Source organism: Bacillus sp. AR4-2 (assembly GCF_008274865.1).
In the GTDB taxonomy this organism is placed as follows: domain Bacteria; phylum Bacillota; class Bacilli; order Bacillales; family Bacillaceae_G; genus Bacillus_A; species Bacillus_A cereus.
The window spans coordinates 2,268,274-2,281,985 of record NZ_CP031062.1 but is presented as its reverse complement, the minus strand read 5'-3'; the positions used below and the strand labels follow the sequence as shown (position 1 = coordinate 2,281,985).

The window sequence follows — 13,712 nt, the reverse complement described above, 5'->3', positions numbered from 1 at the left end:
TTTACACCCTCTTCTTTGTTAATTTAAGTAATACTTTGCTCAAGCTTTCTTCCGTAAGATCCTCTGCATCAGCAAAATCTGATACCGTAAAAGCAGACTCTGTTGTTGGTTTATTTATAAGTTGACGAAGATGCCTCAACATACCATCTGCTATCACTTGAATTTTTAATTTAGAAAACTGTTCCCTACTATACAGCCAAATAAAATGTAACTTTTCATCCTTCAACATTCCGATAACATCAATTAGATGAGATGGTTTGGAATCTGGAGCATGATCTAAAAATGTAAATCCTGTCTCTTGCATAAACAAAGAGTCCCTTGAAAACACCTGATCAAATTGGCCCAAATAGTTAAAGCTTATTGAAGGCTTTTGCTGATAAAACGGAAGTAATCCTTTATTCAAGTAACGTAAAATACCATAGTCTACTCCGCGATTTGGGATTCGACGCAATTGTTCTTTGACTGCCTTTAACCCTTCAATAGGTGTCTGAGTTCCTTGAAAATTGAGATGAACGGGATAAATACTCGTGAACCAGCCCACTGTCCTTGATAAATCAATACCTTCAATCATCTCTTCTCTTCCGTGTCCTTCTATATGAATAGAAACGGTTTGCTGATTTGTACAATCGACGATAGCTTGTCCTAATGCCGTTAATAGTACCTCATCAATCCTTGTCTTATGAGTGACTAGAACTTCGTGTAACAATGCTTGTGTTTCTTCTATTCCTAAAGTCCTCGTCACTTGATCAATCGATTCTTCTGTCGTTTCTTGTATTGGATAGTCCATTGGAATTTTCATCGTTTCTTTTTCTACTTGTTCATTCCAATAATCCTTTACTTCTTTTGAAATACCCGAATCACTGTATGTCTGAAGTCGTTCAGACCATTCTTTAAAAGATGTACTTTTCGCAGGTAAGCGAATTTCTTGACCTTGTTTCATCTGGTTATATACCACCTGTAAATCTTCCAATAGAATCCTCCATGACACTCCATCTACTACTAAATGATGTATCACCCAGAATATTCGATCATTTTCAGTCAAGTTATCTTCAAAGTACACTACTTTCATTAACGGACCAGTAATTAAATTGAAACTAGCTTGATGAATATTCATCTCTTCTTGTATTATTTTATTCCACTCTTTTTCATTAACTTGATTCCGTTTTACAACATGGAGTACTGACAGCTCATCAGTCCCTTCATTTCTCTGCCTCCACGTTCCGTTTGGTAACTGTTCGTACCGGAAACGTAAAGCATCATGATGTTTCAGTAAATTTAATATCGCTCCCTCTAGTAATTTCACATCCAATCTTTCTTTTACTCTTAAAAGCATTGATTGATTCCAATGCTCTGTATGTGGATGTTCTTGCTCGAAGAACCAGCACTGAATTGGAGTAAGAGGCACATCACCTATCACAATTCCCTGCTCCGCTTGTACTCCCTGCGTTTCTATAGCCACTTGTGCCAGCTCAGCGATAGTTGGGCATTCAAACATTTGCTTTGGAGTAAGTTTTAACCCCACTTGACTTGCTTGAGATATAATTTGAATACTGAGAATTGAGTCGCCACCAATTTCAAAGAAATTATCATAGATTCCCACCTTTTTAACACCTAATACTCTCTTCCAAATGGTAGTTAGTATCTGTTCGTTACTATTCCGAGGGCCAACACATTCACTATTAATCTGCTTTTCCTCCGGCATAGGTAAGGCCTCACGATCAACTTTACCGTTAGCTGTAAGTGGAATAGCTTCCATCGCCACAAATCCCGAAGGAACCATATAACTTGGTAGTTTCGCTTTAAGATACTCTCTCCACGCATCTACATTTCCATCTCCTACAACATATGCTACTAATCGTTTATCGCCCGGCTGATCTTCTCTTACAATTACAACTGCCTCTTTTACATATGCATATGTATTTAAAGTAGACTCAATTTCCCCAATCTCAATTCGGAAACCACGTATTTTAACCTGATGATCAATTCTTCCACGATAATCTAGATTCCCATCTGGCAAATACCTCGCTAAGTCTCCTGTCCGGTATAATCTTGCTTTCAGATCACTACTAAATGGATGAGATATAAAACGCTCTGCTGTTAATTCAGGTCTATTTAAATACCCACGTGCCAATCCTGCTCCACCAATATAAAGTTCACCATCAACACCTATAGGAACAGGTTGTTGATAAGCGTCTAGTATATACACTTCTAAATCGGGAATCCGCTTTCCAATATTACTTCTTGAAGCATGCTGCACATCATCTAAAGTAATTGGATAATATGTAACATGAACTGTAGTTTCTGTAATTCCATACATATTAATTAACTGTGGTTTTTTCTCCCCATACCTTTTAAACCACGGTAACAAGCTAATAGGTTCTAACGCTTCTCCGCCAAATATTACGTAACGCAGCTGCAAATTTTTATTCTTATCTTCCTGTTCACACACTCGTATTAATTGTCTAAATGCGGAAGGTGTCTGATTTAGAACTGTGACTCCTTCCTCCACCAATAATTGATAAAAATCCTTAGGTGATCGACTAATCCAGTACGGAACAACAACTAATTTTCCACCATATAATAATGCTCCCCAAATTTCCCATACTGAGAAATCAAATGCATACGAATGAAAAAGCGTCCAAGTATCTTTTTCATTAAACTGATACCAACAATCCGTTGATTTAAATAACCGAATGACATTGTGATGCTCTATCATAACGCCCTTTGGATTTCCCGTTGAACCCGAAGTATAGATTACATATGCCAGATTTTTGGGACCAACATTAGAAACCGGCAAAGTCTTACTTTCTTTCCCAATCTCATCTTGATCACAATCCAGGCAAATCGACTCAACATTTTCTGGTAACCATTTCAATTCTTTTAAACTTTCTTGCGTTACGAATAACTGAATGCTAGCATCTTCTAAAATATATTGAAGTCGCTGCTCTGGATATGTTGGATCCAGTGGAACATAAGCCCCACCAGCCTTCAAAACCCCTAAAATACCTACAATCATTTCGAGGGAACGTTCAAAGCATATTCCAACTAAAGTATCAGGTCCTACTCCCTTTTTCTGCAAATAATGAGCTAACTGGTTTGCACGTTCATTAAGCTCCTTATAAGTAATTTTTTCTTTTTCATACGTAACTGCAATAGTATTTGGATAAATCATCGCTTGCCGTTCGAACATTTCATGAATAGTTACTTGAGGTGGGACATCCAGTTTAGGATTGTTGAACTCAACTAAACTTATTCTTTTATCTTCCTCAGAAATGATTTCTATTTCAGCCACCTTCTGCTTTGGGTTTTCAAAAGTATTTTCCAGTATCACTAACATAACGTTAAAGAATCGTTCTATCTCTTCCTTAGAAAATAGCTCCTCACGATAATCAATATGTACATGTATAGAGTCTATATCAATTAGATTTTCAATATGCACTGCAAAATCTTGTACCTCTTCACGGTTTGGAATCCATAGTGAGTCACCACTTTCATCACGATCCCTATAATCAATCGTAGTTCCGAAAAGTCTCACATTACTGTTATTCTCTTTATTAATCTGCTTTAATAACAAATCAAATGGATATTTCTGGTGTCTTAATGATTTACTTTGTTTTCTGGACACCCTACTAATAAATGAAAGTACTTCTTCTTCTGGATCAATATCCATTCTTAAAGGAACTGTACTCACCATCATTCCAATCAATTTTCGTTCCATTTTAGTCATACGGTTGCCGTAAGCCATTCCTAAACCAATATCAAGCGATGAGGTCCACCGATACATGGACAACGAGAAAGCAGCAACAAAAAGGGTGTATAAACTAATTTTGTAATCTTCAGAAAACCTCTCTATCTTTCTCTTCAAATGCTCCGTTAATATAAACGTCTCGCGTGATGCTTTGGTACTAACTTGGTACGTATTATAAGGCTTCAATCCAGTCACAGATGGCAGTGTTTTAAATTCCTCTAACCAAAATTTTTGATCTTTTTGAAAGCGACTACTATTCAAGTATGTTTGTTCATTAGTCAGAAATTGAACATATGAATTTTTAATTTCGCCTTCCTCATTCTCGTTATGCATGTCATAATAATATTTTGCAATCTGCTCAGTAAATATTTGAATTGATAAACCATCCATAATAATATGATGAACATTTCCAAAGACTGCACATTCATTATCGTTTAATTTTATTAAAGCGAAATAGTATAAATTCGAATTAAATAATGTAAACATTTCTTTTGTTTTCTGCTCAATCCATTCCTCAAGCAAATTTGTATTCTCCACATTACTGAAATCAAAAAACTCAAATTCTTGTTCTTCATGTTTAATAAAATATTGTTTCGGTTCCTGATGCCCATTTTCTTTTAACCTAATGCACAGACCGTCATTTTCACTGATAACGCGATTCACAACTTGGTTTAATTTTGAATAATTCATTTTCCGATGAAGTTTAAATAAAAATCTTAAATTACATATTCCTTTATCAGAATGAATAACTTCTGTATACCATATTCTTCGCTGCGGATGGCTTAATGGATAACATTCCTCATTGGTCATAAAAATCTTCCCTTCAAAAATTATTTGCTCTTATAGGTTCGTGTTTATATTTACCCCATAAATATTTCTGCAGTGAAACTCCAATTACTCCAATAATAACAAGCCCAATCCCTCCATAAACATAGAGTTGAGTTACTCCAAACAAATGTACTAATGGGCCACTCATAGCAGGAGAAATAATTAAAACTGCGTTTGTTAAACTGCTTTGAATACCAAATACTCTTCCTACTTGATCTTGATCGGATTCTATTTGTAATATGACTTGATTAGATACAAGCATCAGCCCACTTCCAATACCAGCGATAAAACTAATTAAATAGGCTAAAACGAAGACCGTACCGGGCGTTATCAAACCAATCCCCCCAAAACCAATTCCCATTAAAACCATACCTCCACATACTACCCAGCCATACTGAAACTGTTTTAATTTCTGAGTTAGTAATGCACCAAGTATTCCGCCAAGACCAATAATAGAAATGATATATCCCATTTTACTTTTATCATGTGGGAATAAGCTCTTAAATAAAGTTGGGAATTGTGAGTCTACTAATTGTAATACTGCCATGGCTATTGTAACGAAAATCATGGTTGATAATATTATCCGATTAGATAACACATAACCCCACCCTTGTACCCAAGCGGTCCAAGTACTTTGTTTTTGCTGTTCAACAAATTCTTTCGATATAGTTTCTTTAAATTTTATTGTGGGTATGAGAACTAAGGTAGCTAATAAACAACTTATAGCTCTTATAATGAGGCAGAACTCTGGTTGAAACCAGCTCAACAACATGCCCCCTATAAGTGGGCCTACTATCTTGGTACCCTGCTCTACTATTCCGTTGATACTTACTGCTTTAGTAAGCAAGTCCGGGGATACAATCTGTCTTGTTAGTGTTTGCTGTGCAGGATAATAGAAAACAATAAAAATGGAACGAATCATTAATGCCACTAAGAGCCAGTGGATATCTTGTACAAATAAAAGAGCAATTGTTATTAGACCAACCATTAGATTACAGAACATCATAATTGGAATTTTTCTAAAACGATCTGCAATAACGCCTGCCCATGAGCCAAAAATAATTCCAGGAAGTGCATATGCAACAGGAATCAATCCAATCATAGTAGGATCTACTTCCCATTCAAACCCAACTATAGTCATAATCGCTAACATATCAATAAAAACACCAAGCATAAGCAATGAATAGGCAGAGAAAACTTGTAAATAAACCCTATTTCCTAATAGGCCTTTTGAATCAGTAGTTTTCATAAAAGCAAGCTCCTTAGGTTACTAATATAAACGCTTTTGCGTATAAGGTACCTCTTTATTAAACCTAATTAATCATTATTGACATCTCACCTAGAATTTAACTTCGTCAAAACTCAAACCAGTCTTGTTTTTCGTATATTTAAAATAGTCAGACAAACAAAAACGTACCTATTTCTTCATTTTTATATCAACTGTTACAAAATATATCTTTACCTTACACTAATAACAGCTAAACGTTGCCTTAATATAACCCTTTACAGTCGTTTGCACATTCAATTCACATCCTTTTTAAAGTTGGCTTTTTTCTATCTCAAATACTATCACACAAATATTTCACCTACTATATTCATAAAGTTGAAATATTTGAATCAGAAAATTCGGATAAAAAAACCAAATCCACAAATCATAACAAACTATTATTTATTTATATTTTCATTTTATAGATAGCTTTAACCATAAGGGTATCAAGAATTAAGTTTTTTAATTTTATTAACATAATAGTTTAAAGAGACCGTAAATCCTACTAAACAAAAAAAATATACAATAAAGTATATTTTTTTCTTATCCTACATATTTTCTATGCAAATTAATTCCAATAACTAAAGTTGATAATGAAAATATAATACTGCCAATCACTAATGTACTCATAACAAGAATTGAATAATATAGTATTAATACTTCTGCACCTACTACCTATTTTATTTATTGGATATTTATACTTCAAAAAATTACACATCATTCACAATTAGGATACATACCCAAAATATGATTTGAACATGTTATTATATTTTAAGATAATATAAAATCAGTTTTTCTATAAGAGAACTTAATTTTTATGTAGTACGAAACTGTTAGTAATACAGTATATACTAATTTAGTTATAAAAACATTTAAAGCCCACCTATTTCCATAAGTGATCTTTCTTTGTGATTCTGCATTTGTGCACTACTGTAGAAATATATCGTAGATACGCTTTGTTTGCTAAATTTTTAGTTCTCTCCATTTACTAAAAAATATAGCTTCATACAATTAATATCATATTCGCTACATTGCAAACTATTATTTTGTCTTCTGTACAGGCAAACTACTAAAAATTAATTCAGCAACTTTTACATATCCTTTTGAGTTTGGATGAATTAAATCCTTAGACCAAAGCGTATTGTCATTAACTAAATGATGATTCCAAAAATCAACATGATGAAGCTTATACTCTCTGCTCAGTGAATGTATAACTTCATTTGCCTCTAATAATTGTTCTTTTATTACTTGTTTTTTTTCAGAAGCAAAAGGGAGCCTAACTGTAAAATCTGGAAGGTTTGCTATAATAATATCAGCCCCTGCTTTACTTAATGTATCTATCATAAATTCCATATCGTTCTTATATGCATCATGATTCCAACGTCCTTTTAAAACATCGTTTGCCCCTGCAATGAGACTAACCAAATCTGGATTAAAAGTTAACGCCTTTTCCAATTGCTGCAAGCGAATTTCTTCAGTTACTAACCCACGCTTTGCAAAATTGGCATATTCTATATCGTTTTCACACAGTTGAACAAAATGATCTACCCAGCTTTTTAATGCAATTCCCTCAACTTCATCCCCTATCCCCTCTGTAAAACTATCGCCAATTGCTACAAATCGCTTCCACATATGTATTCCCCCTTTATTATTAACCATATCTATACTATACAATAGCTCACACCGTAATTGTTATTTCTAAGTGGTTTTCGATTTCAATTATATTCCACTTTACTATATTTACATTCAGAATCGGTCATATTCATATATTTACTAAAGAAATAAAATCTATCTAGGAATTATACTTTTTTCAAAAAATTTGTTGTTCTTTGTTTCGCCCAGTTGATACATTTCTTTTCGATTAAATGATATGAAACTATAGAAAAAAGTAGTGTCATTGCAATGCACAAAGTAAGAAGAAAAAAGATAGGTATTTTTGTATACAAAAGTTTAAATAGTACCATCATGATTGGAAAATGACATAAATAGATACTGTATGAAATTTCTCCTAAATATACAAATACACTCTTATTTAAAAATACTTTTACGGGATAAAACCAATGTGTCCCCATTAAATATCAAGACACACTGGTAACAAAACATTCTTTTATTAGCTATCAAGGATTTTAATTATTCAATTCAGCTATTTGCTAGACTTATATTAGAGATGAATTTCCTTTAGTCTAAACTATTAGTTTTTTGTAATAAAAAAACTACACCCTATACTGGATGTAGTTTTCCTAACTGATTTATTTATTTTTCACTTCATTTTTATAAAAAGCAAATAATGGTTCGATGGATGGACTAGACAACAGCGGAATTGCCTTCTCAATCAATTTCCTATCCCAATCAAACCAACGCATTTCCATTAACATGTTTATTTCTGTATCAGTGAATCGTTTCTTTATTTCCTTAGCAGGATTTCCACCAACTATTGTATACGGCGGAACATCTTTACTTACGACAGATCCTGCAGCAACAATTGCCCCTTCACCAATAGTAACGCCAGGCATTATTATAGCATTCATTCCAATCCAAGCATCACTTTTTATGACTGTATCACCCTTAGGTTCATATGATTGTTCAATTTGCTCAGCGAATGGATATACTGTAATCCATTCTGAGTGATGATTATGATTACCACCCATTAAAATGACTACCCCACTTGCAACGCAAACATAATTCCCAATAATGAGTTTGTCAAGGTGCCACCCCATCTGTTCAATTGGATTGAACAGTGCTTGGGACTTAGCATCTCCCCACAAATACCTTATACATCCATCTTCAAAATTTTGATGACTATAATAGCCTGAATAATAGGAGTACTCTCCTACTTCAATGAGTGGATTTGTTACTATATCTTTTATATACTTTGTTTCTGACCAATGATTAAATAATGGATACTTCATAACTTTATTCCTCGCTTCTAAGTATTATATATTTTGCTATTTACTTAGAAGCTTACTACGACTGCTACATTTTTTAACTTTCTCAAACGACGAATCATTATCTTCAAGCCTTTCTTTTATACTATAAAAAAGCATAACGCAATATATTACACTAGTCAAATTGTGTAATTTTGAACACATCTTAAACAGCGTAATACTGCAATAAGAACATGAAAACACTCTAACTTTGATCCAAATAATATATTGATTACATTTAGTTTATATTTTGTAAAAAAATTTTAATTGCCATGACAAAGCAAACAATAACCACTATTGGTCGTATTAATGACGTCCCTTTTGTAAGCACCATCTTCGCTCCAATATACGATCCTATAATTTGACCAAGCATCATAATCAACCCAATTGTCCAATCGATTTGGCCAAAAATAATAAAATATAACAAAGCAGCGAAATTACTTGTAAAATTCAAGATCTTAGCATTTGCAGTTGCTCTTGTAGCACTATATCCACATAAATGAATGAATGCTAAAGCAATTAAACTACCTGTTCCTGGGCCGAAGAAACCATCATAAAATCCAAGGAATGGAGCCACTGTTAACGCAAACAACAACATACTTATTTTTCTCGGTCGATCTTCGTTTGCTATATTTGGAGATAATAGAAAATAAAGACCAATAATAATAAGTAAAAAAGGTAATATCATGATTAAATATTCTGCTCGTATCTGTAAAACAAGCCATCCACCCAAAACTGATCCCAAAAAGGTCATTAAGATGGACAAACGCATTTCTTTAAGATTAATTTCTTTCTTCTTAATAAAAAACACTGTTGCCATGAGAGTTCCGCTACTCCCTTGTAGTTTATTAGTCGCTATCGCTACAGAAGGAGACATACCTACTAATAACATTATCGGGATAGTTATCATACCACCGCCCCCAGCAATCGTATCTATCCATCCTGCTAATACAGCTACTAAAAATAGTAGTATAAGTAATTCAATAGTAAAATCCATACAAAGAATATGGGAAGGCTTGAGCTATTATAACCCAAACCTCCCCATCGTCCCTCCTCTCTTTAAACTAGTTAATTAAATCTGTAAAGTAACTTTCTTTTTGATCACGTAATCGACTGGAAACGTATTGTCTGCAAACAATTCTTCTTCCATATTTATTGTTTCCAATCGGGATTTTATATTCTTCCTCAGATAACCTTTCCCTACCATGAGTTACATTTGTTTGTTTACCATAGTATGAATTTGGTATAAGTAATAAATCTTCAGATGTAAGTGGAACCTTATAAGTAGGCGTTGTTCGTAAGAGTTCTAAAAACATGTCAAATTTCAATTTTTCTTCTTCACTTTCTCCCACATAAATCAATCTATTTTCTGCTCCATTCAAACAAGTTGCAATAATATCACCATTATCATCTAAAAATATAATTTGGTTTATTTCTCCTACAAATCCCGATATTTCACCATCAGCCATTCCTGCGATATGAGCAATAGGCATTTTACTTACCGCCAATATGTCATCTTTACTGAAGAAATTTTCTTCAAGATGCTTTTGAAGTAATTTTGGGGTTCCAATATGAGTTTGAGTTTTTAAATTTAACACTCCTTTTAATAAAAGAGCATCAACTCTAGTAAATTTGCCACAAGTAATTTCAGACACTATTCGTTCCACGGATTTATTAAGTCTATTTGATACAATTTCTAAATTCGTATTGAATGTTTTCAATCTTGCTTCAATATCTGATTGGTCTTTCATATCTGTATACACTGTGGCATCGTTATGTTGATAAAAGTTCCCGCCACCGGTGCTTGCACCGACATTTCGCAAAACTTCATCGTTGTTTAAAGGTGAAATGAGATGAAATCTATTTTTCCCTGCATGTTCGGATGGGTGAATTAAAGCATCATAATTAAAAAGTGTAGCAAAAAGCCATGTGACCCATTCTGCATAAAAATATTTTTTCATTCTATCGTGTTCGTCTTCGCCATAATTAAAACCTCTGCGATTTTCCCCAGGTAATAATGTTTCCATAGGATCACATGGAGTATTTTTAATAAGAGTAGGTGGTACGTTCCCGCCACAATTCGCTATTTTTATCATATGTAGTAGGTTTTTCATATCTGAATTCGGATTTTTCTTTGAATAGTCAATCAAACAATTAAGCCACTCTTTTGAAAAATATGCTGCTATTTCTTGATTACAAGTATAAGGATTATGAGTTTTCAATTCATTTTCTATCAGATTCTTCATTTTATCCTTCAATACATTAGGAATGCTAATTTCTTCAATTTCTGTAATCTGCAGTATTCCTTTATTCATTATAAAACCTCCGTTGTTTTATTTTTTACACCCTATCTTCTGTTAAACAAACTATCCACTTCTTTTTTACTCCTTTACTTTTCGTCAGAGCTATTAGAATTACCGATTTACAAATAAAAAACATGGAGTATAAGAGATTTCTTCTTAGTTACATTTCCCCCACAAACCTCTATTGAATTGACAAATTTAATTTAAAAATCTGATTCATTTTCATACTTTACTTTCAAATTATGTTTATATGATTTTCAATTCAAGTAAGAGTATTTCATTTTCTAAAGTTTTCCTAATTTTAAAATCAGAATTTTCAATACAACTATGTTAACACTAAAAATATAACACGAAACCAAAAAATGTAAATGAATAGTTTTTTTATAAAAAATAGTCAGACTATTTATAAGATAATCCGTATTCCATTGAACCAACTACGGCCCCTCAATTTTATTGATAACAATAAAAAAGCCCCCTAAATGATAGAGGACTTTTTCCAAGTATATTCTATTTTAAAGTTCTTACTTACCTTTTACTTTAAAAGATATTGCTGTAACTTCTTTATTAACAGTTCCATCCCGTTTGGACTTACAATAATCTTCCCATTCGCTAACGAAATATTGCTGTCTGAAATATCCCCTGTAAGTGCACAAGCTCTTGGAGATTGATATTTTCGTAAAATAATCTGGTCCTCTTCTATAAACATTTCAAGAGAATCTTTTTCTACAATTCCTAAACTCCGTCTTATTTCCATTGGAATAACAATACGCCCCATGCTATCTGCTTTACGAGTAATTCCTCTTGATTTCATAAAATGCCACCCTTTATATTTATCTAATATTACGGTATTTATTTTAGCAATAAACAACAATTAGGAATAGTTCGTATTACAGTACTTTTTTTAGAAATAAATAACAATTAGGAATAGTTTATGTTAGAATTCTTTCTTGTTTATTCTTGATTTTTAATATATTTTTCCTTGATTATTTTTATATATTGTTTTCTTTCAGTTAGTTCAAATATAAATAATGCTTTTTTTATGTCTCTTAAACCAACTTCATTAGAGTGCTGAACTTTCAATAAAATTGCACCTTTTTCAAAAAACAATTCACCTAATAAGTATAAAGTATTCATATTTATGGCTAATTTTATACCTATTTCACTATACTTTATTGCTTCTTCATATTGATTTGCAAGGTGTAAACATTTTGTTAACGTATGAATGAGTCTTAATTTGATTTCTTTTTCTCTAGGAAATTCTATCTTATTAAAATTAATTAAACTTTGTTTTAATATATTTATACTTTTCTCATACTCTTTATTTTCTGCATGTATTATAGCAATTGAATTCATTATGCTTATTTCTTTTTCTGATAAAAAGTTACTACTACTTAAGGTTTGTTTTAGTGCTCTATTTAAAATGTCAAAGGCATTACTTGTTGCTCCATTTACATAATATATAGCAATCGCTTCATGCCATAATAGAAATTGTTTATCTTCTTTTGATTGAAAATTATTCTCATCTTTCTCTTTTTTTACTATTTCGTAAAGCTCATTATATTGTTTTTGTTTCACACAATCTCTCATTATACATTTTACATTTTCAATATATTTTATTTTTTTATTTTTGGTTAGTGCGAATATATAATTTGGATCAATAACAAGTCTTTCAGATAATTGATACAACAATATGCTAGATGGATAAATAATACCTTTTTCTATCTTACTAATTTGACTTTGTGAACATATTCCATGACATAATTCAGATTGTGACATGTTTTTTTCTTTCTAAGTTCTTTAATAATAATACCAAGATTGTAGAATTCCATCTTTCCTCCCTCAAATGTAACACTTTATGAGTATAAGAATATTTCCCAACTTTTAATGTAATGTAAAATTAATATAGTTACAATTACTAATTATATGGATTTATAGTTTCTTTTACAAACTTGTATCACAATACGAGAAATTATTAAAATATGGTTCACTAATAATTAATGGGAGTTTTATTCCCCCCCACTGATTATTAGTCCACTCCAGACAGGCTTTTACAGGGAGTTCGACTTCTTTGCCACATCTAAATTTTGAGGTGGGAGTCTTACTATCTGCAAATAGCCTGATTAAAATAAATATGATTTTTCACCTTTATTTCTTTTAATAGTTTCTTTTGATTTTTATATAAATAATTTCGAAGGAGCGTATTTTATGAAAAGAATGTTGACCGAAAGAGAGTTAGAAGTGGCTATTTATGTAGCAAAAGGATTTACAGATGTAGAAATTTCAAAAAAAATATATGTTACCCCTCGAAGAATTTCAAAGATAATTAATCATATTAAAGAAAAATGGCATATTAATTCTAGAGTGGAATTAGGTATTTTAGTGTATCATTATGGTTTTATAGATGCACCCTTATTTTCAAATAAAAAAATTCAGCTATGTAAAAAGGTTGTACAATAGATAGCGGAATATAACGAGTTTAAATTGCAAATAAAAATAGAAGAGCAGACAAATTTTTATTATTTGGTTTACTCCATCACTTTTTAAATTTCATACATTAATATAAAAAGGTTAGAGAATTAACTTCTCTAACCTTTTTATATACACTATTAGGTTTCAAACAGTAAAGATGCCCTAATGCTACC

Annotated in this window: 8 protein-coding genes and 2 pseudogenes; 1 reads left to right on the top strand and 9 read right to left on the bottom strand. The window is 32.2% G+C overall.

Annotation, left to right across the window (positions count from 1 at the left end; all coding sequences use genetic code 11):
• Window position 1 precedes the first annotated feature (1 nt).
• From DN399_RS11835 to DN399_RS11795, 9 genes and pseudogenes are all read right to left on the bottom strand, one after another.
• Window positions 2–4,558: a non-ribosomal peptide synthetase gene (locus DN399_RS11835; RefSeq protein WP_149149587.1), complete on the bottom strand. Its 4,557-nt coding sequence runs from the start codon at window positions 4,556–4,558 to the stop codon at window positions 2–4.
• 13 nt (window positions 4,559–4,571) lie between these two features.
• Window positions 4,572–5,825 (bottom strand): MFS transporter, encoded by a 1,254-nt coding sequence (locus DN399_RS11830; RefSeq protein WP_006918049.1) that lies wholly within the window; start codon window positions 5,823–5,825, stop codon window positions 4,572–4,574.
• A 1,059-nt stretch (window positions 5,826–6,884) separates the two neighbouring features.
• On the bottom strand, window positions 6,885–7,475 hold the full coding sequence (locus DN399_RS11825; RefSeq protein WP_000265875.1) for an SGNH/GDSL hydrolase family protein: 591 nt from the start codon (window positions 7,473–7,475) through the stop codon (window positions 6,885–6,887).
• A gap of 167 nt (window positions 7,476–7,642) precedes the next feature.
• Window positions 7,643–7,891, bottom strand: a pseudogene (locus DN399_RS11820) (acyltransferase family protein); the annotation flags it as partial.
• 201 nt (window positions 7,892–8,092) lie between these two features.
• Window positions 8,093–8,752 (bottom strand): CatB-related O-acetyltransferase, encoded by a 660-nt coding sequence (locus DN399_RS11815; RefSeq protein ID WP_149149586.1) that lies wholly within the window; start codon window positions 8,750–8,752, stop codon window positions 8,093–8,095.
• 253 nt (window positions 8,753–9,005) lie between these two features.
• Window positions 9,006–9,764 carry a TSUP family transporter gene (locus DN399_RS11810; protein WP_149149585.1) on the bottom strand — a complete coding sequence of 253 codons (759 nt, stop codon included), beginning with the start codon at window positions 9,762–9,764 and terminating at the stop codon, window positions 9,006–9,008.
• A gap of 67 nt (window positions 9,765–9,831) precedes the next feature.
• Window positions 9,832–11,082, bottom strand: coding sequence for a hypothetical protein (locus tag DN399_RS11805; RefSeq protein WP_149149584.1), 1,251 nt, complete (start codon window positions 11,080–11,082; stop codon window positions 9,832–9,834).
• A 520-nt stretch (window positions 11,083–11,602) separates the two neighbouring features.
• Window positions 11,603–11,881 (bottom strand): AbrB/MazE/SpoVT family DNA-binding domain-containing protein, encoded by a 279-nt coding sequence (locus tag DN399_RS11800; RefSeq protein WP_000842216.1) that lies wholly within the window; start codon window positions 11,879–11,881, stop codon window positions 11,603–11,605.
• Between the two features lie 140 nt (window positions 11,882–12,021).
• A pseudogene (locus tag DN399_RS11795) lies at window positions 12,022–12,899 on the bottom strand (helix-turn-helix domain-containing protein).
• Window positions 12,900–13,275: 376 nt separating this feature from the next.
• Here DN399_RS11795 and DN399_RS11790 point away from each other — a divergent pair.
• Entirely contained in the window at window positions 13,276–13,527 is a 252-nt protein-coding gene (locus DN399_RS11790; protein WP_149149583.1) for a response regulator transcription factor, read from the top strand.
• Window positions 13,528–13,712: the final 185 nt, after the last annotated feature.